Origin of the sequence: Gluconobacter sp. Gdi (assembly GCF_014132155.1) — a bacterium.
Lineage (GTDB): Bacteria > Pseudomonadota > Alphaproteobacteria > Acetobacterales > Acetobacteraceae > Gluconobacter.
Map to the genome: position 1 here is coordinate 50,310 of NZ_BLJQ01000006.1, position 16,741 is coordinate 67,050.

Annotated in this window: 16 protein-coding genes; 12 read left to right on the top strand and 4 right to left on the bottom strand. The window is 58.3% G+C overall.

All coding sequences use genetic code 11. The features are described 5' to 3' along the window. Positions 1–111: 111 nt before the first annotated feature. A complete protein-coding gene (locus JN414_RS11835; protein WP_202208066.1) occupies positions 112–1,677 on the bottom strand; it encodes a D-aminopeptidase in 1,566 nt (521 codons plus the stop codon). Between the two features lie 64 nt (positions 1,678–1,741). Between JN414_RS11835 and JN414_RS11840 the strand changes: the two genes are divergently transcribed. The 7 genes from JN414_RS11840 to JN414_RS11870 all read left to right on the top strand — a co-directional run bounded on the left by JN414_RS11840 (position 1,742) and on the right by JN414_RS11870 (position 5,940). Further along, positions 1,742–2,350: a regulatory protein RecX gene (locus tag JN414_RS11840; protein ID WP_202208123.1), complete on the top strand. Its 609-nt coding sequence runs from the start codon at positions 1,742–1,744 to the stop codon at positions 2,348–2,350. Continuing rightward, positions 2,347–2,817: a CHAP domain-containing protein gene (locus JN414_RS11845; protein ID WP_202208067.1), complete on the top strand. Its 471-nt coding sequence runs from the start codon at positions 2,347–2,349 to the stop codon at positions 2,815–2,817. The genes JN414_RS11840 and JN414_RS11845 overlap by 4 nt, the downstream gene beginning before the upstream one ends. Positions 2,818–2,888: 71 nt before the next feature. After that, positions 2,889–3,146: a twin-arginine translocase TatA/TatE family subunit gene (locus tag JN414_RS11850; protein ID WP_046900273.1), complete on the top strand. Its 258-nt coding sequence runs from the start codon at positions 2,889–2,891 to the stop codon at positions 3,144–3,146. After that, a complete protein-coding gene (locus tag JN414_RS11855; RefSeq protein WP_064274250.1) occupies positions 3,146–3,772 on the top strand; it encodes a methylthioribulose 1-phosphate dehydratase in 627 nt (208 codons plus the stop codon). Before JN414_RS11850 ends, JN414_RS11855 begins: the two co-directional genes overlap by 1 nt. 3 nt (positions 3,773–3,775) lie before the next feature. Next, entirely contained in the window at positions 3,776–4,330 is a 555-nt protein-coding gene (locus JN414_RS11860; RefSeq protein ID WP_202208068.1) for an acireductone dioxygenase, read from the top strand. 9 nt (positions 4,331–4,339) lie between these two features. Further along, on the top strand, positions 4,340–5,020 hold the full coding sequence (mtnC, locus tag JN414_RS11865) for an acireductone synthase (protein WP_202208069.1): 681 nt from the start codon (positions 4,340–4,342) through the stop codon (positions 5,018–5,020). Continuing rightward, complete coding sequence (locus JN414_RS11870; RefSeq protein WP_202208070.1) at positions 5,017–5,940, top strand: bifunctional riboflavin kinase/FAD synthetase; 924 nt, start codon at positions 5,017–5,019, stop codon at positions 5,938–5,940. The genes mtnC and JN414_RS11870 overlap by 4 nt, the downstream gene beginning before the upstream one ends. Before the next feature lie 82 nt (positions 5,941–6,022). On the opposite strand, the gene JN414_RS11875 is transcribed toward JN414_RS11870, so the two are convergent. Both JN414_RS11875 and JN414_RS11880 read right to left on the bottom strand, forming a co-directional pair. Beyond that, complete coding sequence (locus JN414_RS11875; RefSeq protein ID WP_202208071.1) at positions 6,023–6,781, bottom strand: tetratricopeptide repeat protein; 759 nt, start codon at positions 6,779–6,781, stop codon at positions 6,023–6,025. An 89-nt stretch (positions 6,782–6,870) separates the two neighbouring features. Beyond that, positions 6,871–7,836, bottom strand: a complete 966-nt coding sequence (locus tag JN414_RS11880; protein ID WP_202208072.1) for a TraB/GumN family protein — start codon at positions 7,834–7,836, stop codon at positions 6,871–6,873. A gap of 219 nt (positions 7,837–8,055) precedes the next feature. Here JN414_RS11880 and ileS point away from each other — a divergent pair, with 219 nt between their 5' ends. From ileS to dld, 5 genes are all read left to right on the top strand, one after another. Then, the gene (gene ileS, locus JN414_RS11885) at positions 8,056–10,902 is read left to right on the top strand and encodes an isoleucine--tRNA ligase (protein ID WP_202208073.1); all 2,847 of its coding nucleotides are present in this window, start codon (positions 8,056–8,058) and stop codon (positions 10,900–10,902) included. Beyond that, complete coding sequence (gene lspA, locus JN414_RS11890) at positions 10,902–11,414, top strand: signal peptidase II (protein ID WP_202208074.1); 513 nt, start codon at positions 10,902–10,904, stop codon at positions 11,412–11,414. The genes ileS and lspA overlap by 1 nt, the downstream gene beginning before the upstream one ends. 50 nt (positions 11,415–11,464) lie before the next feature. Then, positions 11,465–12,040, top strand: coding sequence for a DUF3035 domain-containing protein (locus tag JN414_RS11895; protein WP_202208075.1), 576 nt, complete (start codon positions 11,465–11,467; stop codon positions 12,038–12,040). A 39-nt stretch (positions 12,041–12,079) separates the two neighbouring features. After that, positions 12,080–13,942, top strand: a complete 1,863-nt coding sequence (gene mutL, locus JN414_RS11900; protein ID WP_202208124.1) for a DNA mismatch repair endonuclease MutL — start codon at positions 12,080–12,082, stop codon at positions 13,940–13,942. 165 nt (positions 13,943–14,107) lie between these two features. Beyond that, entirely contained in the window at positions 14,108–15,823 is a 1,716-nt protein-coding gene (dld, locus tag JN414_RS11905; RefSeq protein ID WP_202208076.1) for a D-lactate dehydrogenase, read from the top strand. 19 nt (positions 15,824–15,842) lie between these two features. Here the strand turns inward: dld and JN414_RS11910 are convergent, their stop codons facing one another. Then, positions 15,843–16,739 carry a DMT family transporter gene (locus JN414_RS11910; RefSeq protein WP_237390027.1) on the bottom strand — a complete coding sequence of 299 codons (897 nt, stop codon included), beginning with the start codon at positions 16,737–16,739 and terminating at the stop codon, positions 15,843–15,845. Between the last annotated feature and the right edge of the window lie 2 nt (positions 16,740–16,741).

A 16,741-nucleotide genomic window follows, 5' to 3' on the forward strand; every position in this document is an offset into this window, starting at 1 on the left:
GAATCGGAAAACCCTGCCCCGGTCGCCCGGGGCAGGGCCAAAGATTCCGCAGACACATACTGTGCGGCAGAAATACGATCCGTCAAACCCCTTGCGGGCAAAGAACGGTTGTCAGGCGCGCCTGTAAACCAGATCCCGCGCCAGCCAGCATCCGACCTTCACGGTGTTGACGCCTGAAGAATCCCGCTCGAACAGCAGCGTCCAGTCGCCCGGCGCCGTATGATCGAGCGCCCGAGGGCATGGCAAAACCCAGACGTCCCGTGCCAGTCTCTGAAGCGGTTCCATCCGGCCATTGCCCAGAAAGCCTGAGAAACCGCCATAGACCACGCCACCTGCCAGTTCGATGGTGACTTCTGCCTCATCCAGCTCTTCACAGCGATAAACGCCTTCAAGTGCTTCTATGTCTTCACCGGCAGTTTCCTCACAGGCGGTGAGAATGCCCACGCGATTTTCACCCGGCCGCTCCATCCGGATTTCGTCTCCCTGACGAACGATCTGGACGTTTGGTGTTTCAGCTCGTGAGGCGGAAACCCCCTCCAGCATTTCCGGCACCATCAGATATCGAAGCTTGGCTCCGCCGGGAGCAGGCTCGATTCGCGCGGATAGCCCGGTCTCTCGCTCAATGAAGGTGCCGTACAATTCATGAGGCGGCTGTGTCGCCCGATCCGGCTCATAGGGAACACCCAGTGCTGCTGCCAGCATCTGGCCCGCTGCAACCTGTGCAGGTGACATATGGTTGAACATCACAACGACAGACAGGCGCTCAGACGCGACGTGCAGCCTGTGGGACCGCCAGCCCCTTAGCGCGCCACCATGCATCGTCACATCACGTCCGAAAAGTGATGTGCGTTGCAGCCCAAATCCGTAAGGCGCTGCTTCACCATCGCGGAAGGTCACCGGCGTTGTCAGACGGTTGTAAAGCCCGTCAGGATCATCGCGCGTCGCATCAATGAAACGCTCCCAGGCAATCATGTCATCCAGCGAAGCGCCCAGACCTGCATCCCCGGTCCACCAGATGTTATTGACAGCCGGGCGGAAGCCGCTCTCCACGGTTCCTTCATACCCAACAGTCCCGTCCGGCATGGCGCGTGTTTCGGCTGCCAGAATGGCCCGTTCCATACCCACGGGATTGAAAATGGACGTCTGAAGCAGTTCAGCGAAATTCCGCCCTGTTCTGTCTTCCAGAATGTCAGACAGCAGGCGGAAGTTCTGGTTCACATAGGAGTAAGACGTACCGGGCTGAAACTGGAGCGTGCGCGTGCCGTCAATAACGCGACGTCCTTCCCGATCTCCGAAAAACCCCTCGACTGGTGCGCCATGCAGCATTGCCACGGCCCAGTAGTCACGCAGGCCGGATTGGTTGTGCGCAAGATGAAGCGCCCCTGGCGCTGGCTCATCCAGTTGTGGCAACCGGTCGTCCACATCTCCGTCAAGTTCCGCCGGGTCCTGGAAAAGATCCAGCAATACGCCGCAGGTGAACTGCTTCGTGATGGAGCACATGCGGAACAGGGAAGACGGGGTGAACGGCAGGCGCCGCTCTGCATTGGCATAGCCCCATGTGTGACGGACGAGAACCTCGCCATCTTTCACAACAGCCACAGCCCCGCCGGGGCCGGGATAGCGGACAGGAAGGGCGGAGACAGCCGCCTCAAGACGGGCTGAAAGAGAGTCGCTCATGGCTTGAATGATGACCCTATCCGATCTTGCCGTAAATGCCCTCTTCGCAGCATACTCTTTTGCTATGGAGGACATACCAACAGCTCCCGATTTCAAGGCACTACGCGAAATGGCACTGGCGCACGTGGCTCGCTTTGCCACAACCGAGCATAGCTTGCGCCAGACGCTGGAACGTCGTCTTCGGCGCTGGGGCACGCGTGCAGTGCATGCCGGGCTGCCTGAAGAAGATGCCGAAGCCACAATCAGAACTCTTCGACCGGCCGTGGAAGACGTCATTGTCGCCATGACAGAACTCGGAGCCGTCAATGATGCCGGATTCGCCCGTTCCCGCGCTCTGAACCTGACCCGGACCGGACGGTCTCGCCGGGCTGTCGCCGCACATCTGGCCACGAAGGGCGTTGATCAGACAATCACACAGGAAGCACTCAACGAATCGCTGGGTGAAAGATCAGACGAAACGGCGCGTGAGGCTGAACTGGCGGCGGCGCTCGTTCTGGCGCGCAAACGTCGCGTCGGCCCCTTCTGCCGCCCGGACCGTCCGCAAGAGGATCCGGTTCGCGTTATGGGAATCTTTGCGCGCAATGGTTTTTCCAGGGATGTCGTGCAGACAGCCTTGGAAATGGACACTGAAGAAGCAGAAGACCGCATCATCGCTTTCCGGAGCCGCCCATGAAAAAATTGGCACTCTGCCTGCTGCTGTCGCTCACAGCCTGTGGCGGTAGCCGCGAATACAGTCGTGCCAGTTTCAACGGGCCGCTCCAGTGCGCACCTTATGCCCGCTCCCGAACAGGTCTTCAGTTGCGGGGAGAGGCAGCCTCATGGTGGCGCCAGTCTGCGGGGCATTATGCCAGAAGCCATGCCCCGATTGCGGGCTCTGTTCTGGTCTTCCGGGCAACGTCCCGCGTACCGAGCGGACACGTTTCCATCGTGCGCAGACAGATTTCTTCAAACACGATCCTCGTAGATCATGCTAACTGGGAACCGGGACGCATTGATCGCAATGTTCCCATCACGGATGTTTCACCCCGTCATGACTGGACACTCGTCCGGGTCTGGTGGGCACCCATTCACGGCCTGGGGCGCCGAGCCTATCCAACCTATGGCTTCGTTTCGGCCTCCGGTCCGGATGATGCGTCCTGAGCGAACGCTTGCACAAACGCCCAAGCCTTGCCACATGAAGGTGTAGCCTTGGCTTTTCGGAGTAATACATTATGGGCAGCATGAGCCCCGTTCACTGGCTGATCCTGGCGGTCGTCCTGCTCGTCGTGTTTGGCGGCGGTGGAAAAATCAGCGGCCTGATGGGAGACTTCGCGAAGGGCATCAAGTCCTTCAAGAAGAACATGGGCGAAGACGAGAACATGACGCCGCCTGAAGCCAATCAGGCGCCGGGTCATATCTCGGCCCCCAATCAGTCGCCCGGTTATAGCCAGACGACCACCAACAGCGACACGCACCGCACGCAGGTCTGATGTTGAACACGACGTCTGATACGGCATGGACCGAGGCCGCCGGGCAAATCGTCCGGGCAGGCCAGCGGATGGATCAGCGCGGCTGGGTTCCAGCGACAGCTGGCAACCTGTCCGTACGTCTTGCAGATGGCCGCATCGCCATCACGCGGTCAGGAGGGCACAAAGGCTTCCTGACAGAGCAGGACGTGATCCAGATCACCCCTGAAGGCGTTCCGCTGGACCCGACGAAGCGGGCCAGTGCTGAAACCCTGCTGCATACCCAGCTCTATGCACATGATCCGTCAATCGGTGCTGTACTGCACGGTCATTCCGTTGCGGCCACCATCCTGTCCATGGATGAACCAACAGACGCGATCACGCTCGCGGGCTATGAAGTGCTGAAGGTTTTCGAAGGCCAGTCAACGCACGACACCAGCCTGGACTTGCCCCTGTTTCACAACGATCAGGATATCGCCCGTCTCTCGACAGTTGTTGCTCCGAAACTGTCGGACATGCGTCTGGGTTACCTGATCCGCGGTCATGGCGTTTATGTCTGGGGTAAGGACATGTTCACAGCATTGGCAAGGCTTGAAGGGCTTGAATTCCTGCTCGCCTGCCATCTCGCCCGTCTCCAGAAGGCACGCTGAACCATGAGCAGACTGACTGTTTATCGGGACGACAGCCCCGAAACGATCCTTCTCGACGTTACCACCCCCGGGGAAATCGCCGAGACCCTGCGTCCGCATAATATCCGTTTCGAACGCTGGACGCCGCCTGTCACGCCTGCAAAAGACGCGACGACGGACGAAATTCTGGACGCATATCGCCCCTATCTCGACACCCTGATGGGTGAAACGGGCGCGGGAAGTGCAGACGTGGTGCGCATCAATGCGTCCACGCCCAATCTGCCAGAATTGCGCAAGAAGTTCCTTTCGGAGCATACGCACAGCGAAGATGAAGTCCGGTTCTTTGTGCATGGTCAGGGCGCTTTCGTCCTGCACATTCACGGCCGGATCTATTCGGTTCTCTGCACGGCCGGAGACCTGATTTCTGTGCCAGAGGGTATTCCGCACTGGTTTGATGCTGGCCCGTCCCCGGATGTGGTCGCTCTGCGCGTTTTCACCGACACAACCGGGTGGATCGCACAATATACAGGCGATGACATCGCCGAGCGTTTCCCCGCAGACGTCTCCATTTTCTCCTGAAAGTCTGACATGATCTGTCTCGTCCTGCTTGATATCGAAGGCACGACCCTGCCGATCTCTTTCGTTCGGGACGTCATGTTCCCTTATGCGGCCAAGGCCCTTCCGGCTTTGATCGAAGACCACACAAACCCGCAGGTTGTGGCCGCACGAGCAGATATTGCCATCTCCAATCCTGGAGAAGATCCGTTGAAGGTCTGTCAGGACTGGATGGCCAAGGACGAGAAAGCGGCTCCCCTCAAAACACTTCAGGGCATCACCTGGCGGCAGGGTTTTGAAGATGGCACGCTCTGTGCAGATCTTTACAAGGACGTTCCACCAGCCCTGAAGGCTTGGTCTGAGGGCGGCCTGCGTCTCGCGGTGTACTCCTCCGGCTCCATTCCATCCCAGAAGCTTCTGTATGGCTATACGGAACAAGGTGACCTGACGTCCCTGTTCGACGGCTTCTTCGATCTTTCCACAGGCGGGAAGAAAGATGCGGCATCCTATACAAAAATTGCAGAAGCTTGCGGTCTAAAGCCGGAAGATATCCTTTTCCTTTCCGACATTGGAGCCGAGCTGGACGCTGCGATGGAAGCTGGGCTTCAGGTCTGTCAGCTAGTGCGCCCACAGGATCACACAGTTCCGCACACGGGTGTTCTTCACGCGGCAGATCTGAATGACGTTACCCAGAAGTTCAGTCTCCCCGCATGACCCTGCACACTGATTGGCGAGATATTCCGAAGGACGCCCGCGGCACAGTTGCCGCTCTAGGGAATTTCGACGGTGTTCATCGTGGACATGTGCACCTGCTGCACAGCCTTCGTGCAGCGCGTCCTGACCATCCGCTCTCCGTTGTGACGTTTGATCCGCATCCGCGAGAGTTGTTTCGCCCTCAGAATCTGCCGTGTCGCCTCATGCTTCCGGATGTCCGCGCCAAGGCGCTGGAAGAGCAGGGCGTGGCCCATGTTTTCCAGATTCCCTTCGACAAGGATTTTTCGCGGTTAAGCGCAGAATCCTTTGTTCATGATGTGCTCTTGGGGGCTCTGGGTGTCCGTCACGTCGCCTGTGGCGCAGATTTTGCCTTCGGTCATCGCAGAACCGGCAACACTGACGATCTGGAAGCGCTTCTGACGCCAAAGGGTGTCGGGCTGACGATTGTACCGCAGTTAGTAGATGAAGGTGGACCTATCTCATCCAGCCGCATTCGCCGCCTGCTTCAGGAAGGGTATCCTGAACGGGCTGCGCTGGAACTGGGCCGACCATGGTCGATCGTCGGGCCGGTCATCCACGGGGATCAGCGGGGACGTCTTCTCGGTTTTCCCACAGCGAACATCCCCCTTCGTCAGCATCTCGAACCCGCACGCGGAGTTTATGCCGTTCAGGTGACGCTGCCAGATGGACGGATCATTCCCGGAGTAGCGAATATCGGCAGGCGTCCGACCATCGATGATGGACAGGAAAGCCGCCTTGAAGTCCATCTTTTTGATTTCTCGGAAGACCTTTACGGCAAAACCCTGAGTGTTGCTCTGATTGCGCTTCTGCGGGATGAAAAGCGCTTCTCCGGGCTTGAGGAACTCAAGGCTCAGATTGTTCAGGATGCCAAACAGGCGCGTCGTCTTCTCGGGCGCTAGGACGTCTTTTTGAGCTCTGAGCCTTATCTTGTCAGAGTGCACTAGGCTGAGGAGACATGGGAATACAGCACTGGGAGGTATATTATTCTCCTTGAGAGCGGATGCCGATTTCTTTCAGGCGTTCCTGAACGCGCTTTTCCAGATTCTGATCTCTTTTGTCCCCCAAATGGACCAGCTTCTTGCTCATCGCCAGAAGAATGTCAGACGTGGCCTCCACAACAGCCTTGCGCCACCAGTCCAGCGCTTCGTCAATCTGGCCAGCATCCACCAGTGCCGTCGCATAATTGTGCTGCCCCCGGTAATCTCCGCCTTCTGCTGACTCCCGATACCAGTCCAAGGCTGCCGCACGGTCCTGTGGCACAACCCAGCCTTCTTCCAGAAAACGTGCATACAGGTTCATGGATTTGGCATGGCCGTTGTGCGCCGCGGTTCGAAACAGATGAAGCGCCTTTGGCAGATCCTGCGGCTGTCCGATGCCCCGCATGGTCAGAATGCCCAGATTATAACGGCCCCATTCGTCTCCAGCTTCAGCCGCTGCTGCATAACACCGGGCCGCTTCCTGAAGGTCTTCCTCGCATCCCCAGCCGAATTGAAAACACCGGCCCCGCATATTATGTCCCGGCCCGAACCCGGCCTTTGCGGCGATGGTAAACCATTCCAATGCCCCGACAGGGTCCTTGGGAACATAAATGCTCTCCAGCAGGATCTGCCCCCACTGGACGATTTCCAGATGGTGCCCTTTCAGGGCTTTCTCACGGATGATCTCGATATGCGAAGGCAGCGGAGGAGCGGCCTCACGTTCGGGTGGGCGGGAAAAGATTTTCCTGAAAACGCGCTTCATGCCGGGGTCACCATCCGCCCTGTCCGAATGCAGAAAATACTGCCGCCGGACTGTAGCTTCCCAGGTCGTTCAGGCAAAGCGCCTGCTGTTTAAAGCGACGTTTTTGCCGAAGGCGCAGGTACGATCTGCTGAACGTCGAAACCATCCTTTTTCAGGAGCGCAGGAAGTCCTTCTGGGCCCGCCATGTGTAAAGACCCAACCGCCACGAACAGGGACTTTCCAGAATCATGGAGGGTCAGGATTTTCTGGGCCATCGCTGCATTTCGCTCATCAATCATGTGGAACGTCTGGCGTTTCTCCTGTGGTGTCCGCTCACATTTGCACCACTGTTTGTACTGGTTCAGTCGCGTCAGATCGCTGCGCCCCCACATCGCAATCAACTGATCTTCATCCTTCCGTGCTTCCCCCGAGGGGATCTGCTTGATGATTTCATCAATGAAGGCGTTTTCTTCGGACAGCTTGGGGGAGATCAGGAGGTTACGCTGTGTCTGAACATCTTCGAGAGCGATAACTTCCTTTTTCAGGCTGCCAGCCATTCCTTGAAGAACAAGATCGACGGCATAATCGGGATAATATCCATCCGCACGGGCAGCTGACGCGCTAAGCCCGGCCGCTTCAAGGCCGATTGCCGTAGTGGCAAAGCCTGCCGTGGGAATACAGAGTTCATCTGCCAGGGCATCGAGTTTTTTCTTCCGCCCGGAAGCAATCAGCCTTTCGCGGTTGGTCGGTTCTTCGGGTTTGCGAAGGGCTGCCAGTGTCTGGGGATCCTGCAGATTCAGTTCAAGCGCAACAGCCTGGCTTTGCAGGATGGCGGACCGTATTAGCGGCCCAGGCATCAACCATTCTTCGCGAGAGGCATGAACAGTGCCGTACAGCCACGACGTATGACCATCTTTCGTGGCTTTCCACAGAAACCCGCGGTCCTGGGATGTCATCAGAAGATGAGGAAGATCAGATTTGGATGGAACAGCTGCCGGTGCCGGACAACGAGGGGCCTGTGCTACCGCGAGAGAAGGAGCAATCGCCAGGATCGCAGCCAGCCAGAATGTCTTCATGAAAATGCCCCCGTACAGATCTTCTGCCAAAACAGATCATGCTTCTGCCACTGAAACAATCCATGACCAGACCTGTCATTCAATTGTCTTGAAGGCCCGAATAACAGCGTTTTTGGCAGAACATGACGCGGTTTACCCTTAGAAGACTTGACCACATCCCCGCCCAATCTCCATATGGTCCCCCTTATTTTGTGTGAATGACCAAAGTTGGCCCGTCCCATGTCCGACAAGTCCGATACGACCTTCAAAGAACAGCAGGATCGCTACCGCGATACTGTGTTCCTGCCGCGCACCGGCTTCCCCATGCGGGGTGGCCTGCCGAAGCGTGAGCCCGAGACGCTTGCCCGCTGGGCAGCAATGGATCTGGATGGGAAAATCCGTGAGGAAGGGAAGGGACGCCCGGTCTTCACGCTGCACGACGGTCCTCCGTATGCCAACGGGCACATTCATATTGGTCATGCGCTGAACAAGGTGATGAAAGACGTCATCAACCGTGCGCATCGCATGTCCGGTTTCGAAGTCCGCTATCAGCCGGGATGGGACTGTCATGGTCTGCCGATTGAATGGCGGATCGAGGAACAGTATCGCAAGGCGGGCAAGGACAAGGATCAGGTTCCCCTGCTCCAGTTCCGCGCAGAGTGTCGCCAGTACGCCGCGGAGTGGGTGAGCAAGCAGGCGGAAGACTTCAAACGCATCGGTGTTCAGGCCGAGTGGGCCAATCGTTACGTCACGATGGACTATAGCTCTGAAGCCAAAATCGTTGGAGAAATCGGCAAGTTCCTGCTGAATGGCGGTCTGTATCGGGGCCTCCGCCCTGTTATGTGGAGCCCCGTCGAGAAGACCGCTCTGGCCGAAGCCGAGATCGAGTATCACGACGTTGACTCCACTACGATCTTCGTCGCCTTCCCGATCATCAAGGACCCGACGCCGGGTGACGCCCTTGATGGCGTCTCAGCCGTTATCTGGACCACAACGCCGTGGACAATTCCAGCCAACCGCGCGCTCGCTTACGGTCCGGACATCACCTACGTGGTTCTGCGTGCCGACGAGATCACAGAAGCCAGCGTTGTGCCGCAGGGCGCGCGCCTGCTGATCGCGGAAGACCGTGTTGAGGCCTTCTGCGCTGAAACCGGTATCAGTGCGCATCACATTCTTTACACGCTGCCCGGCAGCGCGCTGGAAGGTGCTATTGCCGCTCATCCGCTACGTGGTCGTGGTTACGAATATGACGTGCCGATGCTTCCGGGTGATTTCGTCACGACAGATGCTGGTACGGGCCTTGTTCACATGGCGCCGTCTCATGGTCAGGATGACTTTATCGTCTGCCGCCAGTTCGGCATTGAAGTGCCGGAACTGGTGCAGGATGATGGTCGATATGCGTCATGGGTTCCGCATCTCGAAGGCATCCATGTTTTCAAAGCGGCTGACCCGGTCTGCGATCTGCTGACGGAAGCCCGTCAGTCCGGTGAACATGACGACGCACCTGCGACCGGCCTTATGGCCCGCAGCAAGATCCGTCATTCCTATCCGCATTCCTGGCGTTCCAAAGCCCCGATCATCTTCCGCGCCACACCTCAATGGTTCATCGCGATGGATGGGGAAACGAAGCTGCGTGAGAAGGCTCTCAAGGCGCTTGATCCTGTCACCTTCGTGCCTGAGGCTGCCCGTCGCCGCCTGACCTCCATGGTCGAGCAGCGTCCGGACTGGTGCATCTCCCGTCAGCGCGCCTGGGGCGTGCCGATTGCCGTATTCGTGGAGAAGCGAAGCGGTGAAGTTCTGCGTGATGCAGACGTCATGGACCGGATTGTCAAGGCTTTCCACGAAAAGGGTGCGGACGTCTGGTACGACACAGACCCGGCTGTTTTCCTTGGTCCAAACCGTGACCCAGCGGATTACGAACAGGTCTTCGATATTGTGGACGTGTGGTTTGAATCCGGCTCCACGCATCAGTTCGTTCTGGGGCAGGAAGGCCTGAACTTCCCGGCAGACGTCTATCTGGAAGGCTCTGATCAGCATCGCGGCTGGTTCCAGTCGTCCCTGCTGGAAAGCGTCGGCACACGTGGTGTCGCCCCCTACAAAGCCCTTGTGACGAACGGCTTCGTACTGGACGAACAGGGCCGCAAGATGTCCAAGTCGCTCGGGAACGTCATTGCCCCGGCAGACGTCACGGACTCACTGGGTGCCGACATTCTGCGCCTGTGGGTGCTGAACTCCGACACGAATGAAGATCTGCGCATCGGCAACGAGATCCTGAAGCAGCAGGGCGAACTGTACCGTCGCCTGCGCAACACCCTGCGCTGGCTGCTGGGCGCGCTGGACGGCTTCACGGAAGAAGAGGCTGTCCCCTACGCTGAAATGCCGCCGCTGGAGCAGTATATCCTGCACCGCCTCTCGGAACTGCGCGGCCTGATCAGCACGGCCGTCGAAACGCATCAGTGGGTGGGTGTTTATCCGGCCCTGCATGGTTTCTGCACGACGGATCTGTCTGCGTTCTATTTCGATATCCGTAAGGACGCTATCTACTGCGACGCTCCTTCTGATCTGACGCGCCGTGCCTCCCGCACGGTTCTGGATGCTCTGCACCGTGCGCTCTGCACCTGGCTGGCACCTGTTCTGGTCTTCACCGCAGAAGAAGCCTGGAGCGCCCGTTTCGGTGAAGAGAGCAGCATCCATCTGGAGCAGTTCTTTGAGCCTGATGCCGAGTGGAACAGCCCGGAACTGGGCGCCAACTGGGACGAGATCCGCGCTTACCGCCGCCTTGTTACGACCGAGCTGGAAACAGCCCGCCGTGATGGCGTCATCGGCGCCTCTCTGGAAGCCAGTGTAACGCTTCCGATCTCACAGGAAGAGGCAGCGTCTCTTACAGGAATTGACTGGGCAGAGCTGCTCATCACATCCCACGCGGAGATCGAGCTTCTTCCGGGCGAAACAGTTCACGGTGGCCCAGAAGTCGAGCGTGCGCCGGGTCATAAATGTGCCCGTTGCTGGAAGGTGCTTCCGGATGTGGGTGAAAATGCCGAGCATCCGGCTCTGTGCCGTCGCTGCGTCAGTGTGGTGAGTGCCTGATGTCCCTTTGGCAGGAAGGTATGAGCCGTATGGGGCGGCTGGTTCTTGGGCTTGCCCTGCTGGTTCTGGTCCTCGTTCTGGATCAGGCCAGCAAGGACTGGATTCTCTACGGCTATAATCTGCCGGAGAAAGGGTCTGTCCAGATCCTCCCATTCCTGAACTTCACCATGGTCTGGAACCATGCTGTGACGTTTGGAATGTTTGGTGGTCTGGGCAGTAAAGGGCCTCTGGTCTTCTGCACGGTCTCTTTACTGGCCGTGGGCCTGCTGGTTTGGACCATGATAAAAACGCGCCGGACACTGGTCGCGGGGGCCTGCGGGGCCATCGCGGGTGGTGCCATCGGTAACGTCATTGACCGCCTGCGGTATGGTGCCGTTGTGGACTTTCTCCATGCCCACGCTTTCGGCTGGTCATGGTATGTCTTCAACATTGCCGATGCCGGTATTGTGTGCGGGGTGGCGGTCTGGCTGATTGACTCCCTTCTTGCTGAACGTAACAGCCAGCCGCAGTGAGCAAGGGGAGCTTGCCCCCACGCTGTGCGGACTGTAGGACTATACCCATCATGATTGCGTCCCAGGGTCCCTCAATGCGCCGTAACCGTCTTCCAGTTGCCCGTCTCAGCGTACAGATGGGTGCAATTGCTTCATTCGGCCTGATGCTGTCTGGTTGCTCAGGCAGCGATCTGGAGCGGGCCTTCGGCATGGAACGCTACATGCCGGACGAATATACCGTCACGACGCGTGCCCCGCTGTCCATGCCGCCTTCAGAGAAGATGCAGCTTCCCGGCGCTGCCGATGCGCACCGGCCGGACGAGAGCCCGCGGATGCAGGCTCTTGAAACGCTGTCTCCGGATGCAGCGCTGCACCCCTTTGGCGGCGAAAACAGCAGCGGCCAGTCCGCGCTGGTTGGTCAGGTGGACAAGGCCTCTGGTGCTCCCAACAATGCCGAGCTCGGTGCTGCCGATGCAGGCTTTGTTGACAACCTGATGTTCTGGAAGGGCGGCCAGGCTGGCTCCGTGGTCGACGGGGACGCTGAAAACCGCCGTATTCGTGAGAACTCGGCTCTGGGTCGTAACCCGGCAACAGGTGCCACCCCGACCGTCAAGAAAAAGAGCGGCCACTTTCTGGGCGTGCTGTAAACGGCACTCTCCCGACCTTCAGGATTGTGAGTCACCGTCCTGTCTGAAAAAACTTCCCTCGTACGCCCGGTTATCCGTCGGCTGTCAGGTCATGTTGTTGATCTGATTGCGGCGGGTGAGGTGATTGAACGCCCGGCTGCGGCTCTGAAAGAGCTTGTCGAGAACGCGATTGATGCTGGCGCCACACGTCTTGTGGTCGCCCTTCGCGCTGGCGGCACAGATCGTATTGATGTCACGGACAATGGTTGCGGCATGACGCCGGAAGAGCTGGACATGGCTGTCCAGCGCCATTGCACATCCAAATTGCAGGACGAACGTCTCGTTCAGATCCGCACGCTTGGTTTCCGTGGGGAAGCCCTGCCATCCATTGGGGCAAGCGCACGCCTTTCCATTACATCCCGAACAGCCGAATCTGACACGGCCTGGTGCATTCGTGTCGACGGAGGCGTCATCACGCCGCCACACCCATCGTCCGGTCCGGTGGGCACGCGGATTGTGGTTACGGATCTGTTCTTCGCTACCCCTGCGCGACGCAAATTTCTTAAAAGCCCGCGTGTGGAAAATAGTCATGCCGAATCGGTCATGCGGCGGCTGGCTCTGAGCGCGCCGCATTGCGCCATGCGCGTCACACTGGACGATAAGGTCCTGTTTGACCTGCCCGAACAGAGCCCCATCGCCCGGACGGCAACGGTTCTGGAGACAACACCCGACACGCTGATCCCGCTTGATGAACAGCGCGGCCATATACGCCTGTCCGGCTTTGCATGTGGCCCTGCCAAAACAAAGGCTACCGGTTCGGGCCAGTTCATCATGGTTAATCACCGCCCGGTTACAGATCCCATGCTGCGGACGGCCATCCGTGTGGCGTATCGTCCCGTCATTGAACGGGGGCGTTTTCCGGTGATGGCTCTTCATCTCAAGGTGCCTCTGGAGCGACTGGATGTGAACGTACATCCTGCCAAGACAGAACTGCGCTTTGCGGATGAAGCTGAAGTCCGGGCACTCGTTATTGGCGGTTTGGGTCGGGCACTCGGGCATGGGTCCAGTGGCGGAGGCGGAATCCACGCCAGCTTCGGGTCACGTCCAGCGCGTCCTTCAATTTCCTACCCGTCGCGGCCAGACGTTCCTGTTGAACTGCCTTCTTTCAAGGAGTTCCGCACAGAGCCAGCAGCATCGTTGCCCTTAAGTGTGCCAAAGGCAGCGCCATTCGCTCCCGATCGATCGGGTTTTGCTGAGCAGGAGGCGGGTTTTGCGCCGGCTGCGCGTGCGCCCCAACCTGTTCCAGAGCATCTTGACGCCTCTTTTCCGCTCGGCGCTTCGGTGGCTCAGGTCTTTGACACATACATTATTGCCGTTGCCCCTGATGGGGATCTGGTTCTCGTGGATCAGCATGCGGCTCATGAGCGTCTGACCCATGAGCGCCTGAGAGAGCAATATGCCAGCGGGACTTTACGATCTCAGGCGCTCCTGCTGCCTGAAGTCGTGGATCTTCCCCGACGGGACGCTGAGGCTCTGCTGGCACGGTCTGAAGATCTGTCCAGGCTGGGGATAGACCTCGAATCCTTTGGTGCAGGGAGTGTGCTGCTCCGATCAGTCCCCGCCCTTCTCGGCACAAAGGACGTTCAGGGCCTTCTGCGGGATGTGGCGGACGAACTCGCCAATGATCCGGATCTGGATGCTGGCAATACGGATAGTTTTTCCAATCGTCTGGATGCCATTCTGGCCCGGATGGCCTGTCATGGAAGCATTCGCGCGGGCCGACGCCTGAAACCGGAAGAAATGGATGCTCTTTTGCGGGAAATGGAGCGTACTCCGCGCGCCAATACCTGTTCGCACGGCCGTCCAACCTGGTTAAAACTGACGCGTAATGAGATCGAGCGTCTTTTCGGGCGTATTAAATAGTCGCCCAATTGTGATCCCATTGCTTGATCTGAGGCATGGACGGCGCGCTCTTGCGGGTGTGTCTGTAAGCCTGTCGCTGAACAGGCGTAAATTTTGGAACTATGGAGTCCGCTGGCTGCGCTTTGAAGGTAGCAACGCCAGAAACGTTGAAGGAAGAATACAGACATGCCGGCCAGCTCCAGCGGGAACACGGTTTTCCTTGATGCCCTTCGTTCGGTCGTTGGCCGCCGTCATGTTCTGACTAAGCCCAACGCGACTTATCGCTTCCGTAAAGGATACCGGTTTGGGCTCGGCGATGTGCTGGCCGTTCTACAGCCGGGAAACCTTGTTGAACTGTGGAAAGTTGCCAAGCTCTGTGCTGAAAGTGGCAAGATCATCATCATGCAGGCCGCTAACACCGGCCTGACCGGTGGCTCTACACCAGACGGCAACGACTACGACCGCGAGATCGTTATCATCAGCACAAACCGGCTGGATGGCATCCACCTGATCGGTGAGGGGCGGCAGGTTGTCTGTCTTCCTGGCTCGACCCTGCATGATCTGGAAGAAAAGCTCGCCAAGATTGGCCGCGAGCCCCACTCGGTTATTGGCTCATCCTGTATCGGTGCCTCCGTTCTGGGTGGTGTGAGTAACAATTCCGGCGGCGCTCTGGTGCAGCGCGGCCCTGCTTTCACGGAAATGGCCCTCTTCGGTCAGATGGGGGCAGATGGGAAATTGCATCTCGTCAACCATCTGGGGATCCGCCTTGCGGGTGATCCGGAGCAGATTCTTTCTGCCGTTCAGGCTGGGCAGCTTCCTGATAGTGCCATCGACTGGAACGCAGGGCGCGGCCATGACGCGGGTTATGCCCAGCATGTGCGGGACGTGGATGCTGAAACGCCTGCACGCTTTAATGCGGACCCCAACCGCTGGCATGAAGCCGCTGGATGCGCGGGGAAGCTGGTTGTGTTTGCCGTTCGCCTCGACACCTTCAAGGCCAATAAGAATCCAGCAGTATTCTACATCGGGACCAACAGCACGCAGGATCTGGAAGACCTGCGTCGCCATATCCTCACAAGCTTCGACGAGCTGCCAATCGCCGGGGAATATATCCACCGGGGCGCGTTCAATATTGCCGAGGTGTATGGCAAGGACACGACAGCCATCATTCGCTACATGGGCACACGGTTCCTGCCCACGTTCTTCGGTCTGAAATCCCGGTTCGATATTGCTGTACAGCGCATCCCCGGCATTTCAGGCCACCTGAGTGACCTGTTGCTTCAGGCGTTCAGCAAGGTCATTCCTAAGCAGCTCCCGGCACGCATGTGTGATTTCCGGGATCGTTTCGAGCACCATCTCATGCTCAAGGTATCGGCGGAGCTTGCAGCGCCCGTCAAAGCGTATCTTGAAGAATGGCACTCAAAAACGTCTGGCGATTTCTTTGCCTGCACCCCGGAAGAAGGAAAGCTGGCCTTTCTCCATCGCTTTGCCGCAGCCGGAGCAGCTATCCGTTACCGTGCCGTTCATTCAAAGACGGCAGAAGACATTGTTGCCCTTGATGTGGCGCTGCGGCGCAATGACCGGGAGTGGTTTGAAACTTTGCCGAAAGAGATTGAAGACAAGATTATCGTCAAACTCTACTACGGCCACTTCTTTTGCCACGTGATGCATCAGGATTACGTGGTGAAAAAGGGCTACAACGCCATGGCCGTGGAGCACTCCATGCTGCCAGGTTTGGAGGCCCGGGGCGCCCGTTATCCTGCCGAGCATAACGTCGGTCATCTTTACGATGCGCCGGAAGAGATGATCGAACACTATCGCAGTCTGGACCCATGCAACTGCTTCAATCCGGGTATTGGCAAAGCCACCAAACGCCGGAACTGGGTCGCTGAAAGCGTCTGATTATCCTTTGCCCGGAAAGTCAGTGCAGAGTGGCTTTCCGGGCTGTGAGAACGTTGCCGAGAGACGCAACAACGATGCACAGAACGCCTGCCCATCGCGTGATCGACAGCGTTTCGCCCAGAAAGATCCAGCCTGAAACGGCGCCGAGCATGGGCTCCATGCTCAGCAGAATTCCAAGGTCTTTCGGCCGAAGTCGACGCATGGCCATCATGTCGAGGATATAAGGCACGGCCGAGGAAAGAACGGCCACGCTGAGGGCCGCTCCACCTTGCCACGGATGCGTGATGACGGTGGGAATTGTGGGAATCAGGCAGGGGAGAAGAAAAATCCCCGCCGTTGCCATACCCAGTGTTGTCGCTTGCCCCGCATCTAGGATCTTCCCCATGCGTGTGCCTGTGAGGATGTACACGATCCACCCGCAGCCACTCAGGAGTGCTGCACAGACTCCGAATATATCCAGAGCATGGGCAGATCCGGCAACGGCTGCCGTCTCTGGGTGCAGCAGCAGATACAGTCCGGAAATCACAAAAAGTACCCAGCACAGGTCGAGCCAGCGACGTGACCCAGCAAGTGCGAGCGTCAGCGGGCCCGTGAATTCAAGTGCAACTACGATCCCCAGTGGCAGGCGAACCAGCGCCACATAGAAGCAGAAGTTCATGACCGCAACAGACGCGCCATAAGGCAGCAGCAGCTTCAGGGCCGCTGGTGTCAGGGTCATGCGAGTCGGGCGCCAGATGGCCAGCAGAATGAGTGCGGCCATACAGACACGCAGCCCCACCATCCCGGTTGGACCAAAGAGCGGAAAAAGCCCCTTCGCCAGAGTGGCGCCGATCTGGAAGGAGGATATCCCCCCGATCAGTAGCCCTACCGCCTTAAGTTGTCCGTATTTTTCAACAGGCTGCACATCAGTGGTCACGT

What these genes read in the sequence shown, in the direction of transcription:
- JN414_RS11835 (WP_202208066.1), bottom strand. Translation starts at nt 1,677, where the DNA reads ATGAGCGACTCTCTTTCAGCCCGTCTTGAGGCGGCTGTCTCCGCCCTT.
- JN414_RS11840 (WP_202208123.1), top strand. Translation starts at nt 1,742, where the DNA reads ATGGAGGACATACCAACAGCTCCCGATTTCAAGGCACTACGCGAAATG.
- JN414_RS11845 (WP_202208067.1), top strand. Translation starts at nt 2,347, where the DNA reads ATGAAAAAATTGGCACTCTGCCTGCTGCTGTCGCTCACAGCCTGTGGC.
- JN414_RS11850 (WP_046900273.1), top strand. Translation starts at nt 2,889, where the DNA reads ATGGGCAGCATGAGCCCCGTTCACTGGCTGATCCTGGCGGTCGTCCTG.
- JN414_RS11855 (WP_064274250.1), top strand. Translation starts at nt 3,146, where the DNA reads ATGTTGAACACGACGTCTGATACGGCATGGACCGAGGCCGCCGGGCAA.
- JN414_RS11860 (WP_202208068.1), top strand. Translation starts at nt 3,776, where the DNA reads ATGAGCAGACTGACTGTTTATCGGGACGACAGCCCCGAAACGATCCTT.
- mtnC (WP_202208069.1), top strand. Translation starts at nt 4,340, where the DNA reads ATGATCTGTCTCGTCCTGCTTGATATCGAAGGCACGACCCTGCCGATC.
- JN414_RS11870 (WP_202208070.1), top strand. Translation starts at nt 5,017, where the DNA reads ATGACCCTGCACACTGATTGGCGAGATATTCCGAAGGACGCCCGCGGC.
- JN414_RS11875 (WP_202208071.1), bottom strand. Translation starts at nt 6,781, where the DNA reads ATGAAGCGCGTTTTCAGGAAAATCTTTTCCCGCCCACCCGAACGTGAG.
- JN414_RS11880 (WP_202208072.1), bottom strand. Translation starts at nt 7,836, where the DNA reads ATGAAGACATTCTGGCTGGCTGCGATCCTGGCGATTGCTCCTTCTCTC.
- ileS (WP_202208073.1), top strand. Translation starts at nt 8,056, where the DNA reads ATGTCCGACAAGTCCGATACGACCTTCAAAGAACAGCAGGATCGCTAC.
- lspA (WP_202208074.1), top strand. Translation starts at nt 10,902, where the DNA reads ATGTCCCTTTGGCAGGAAGGTATGAGCCGTATGGGGCGGCTGGTTCTT.
- JN414_RS11895 (WP_202208075.1), top strand. Translation starts at nt 11,465, where the DNA reads ATGATTGCGTCCCAGGGTCCCTCAATGCGCCGTAACCGTCTTCCAGTT.
- dld (WP_202208076.1), top strand. Translation starts at nt 14,108, where the DNA reads ATGCCGGCCAGCTCCAGCGGGAACACGGTTTTCCTTGATGCCCTTCGT.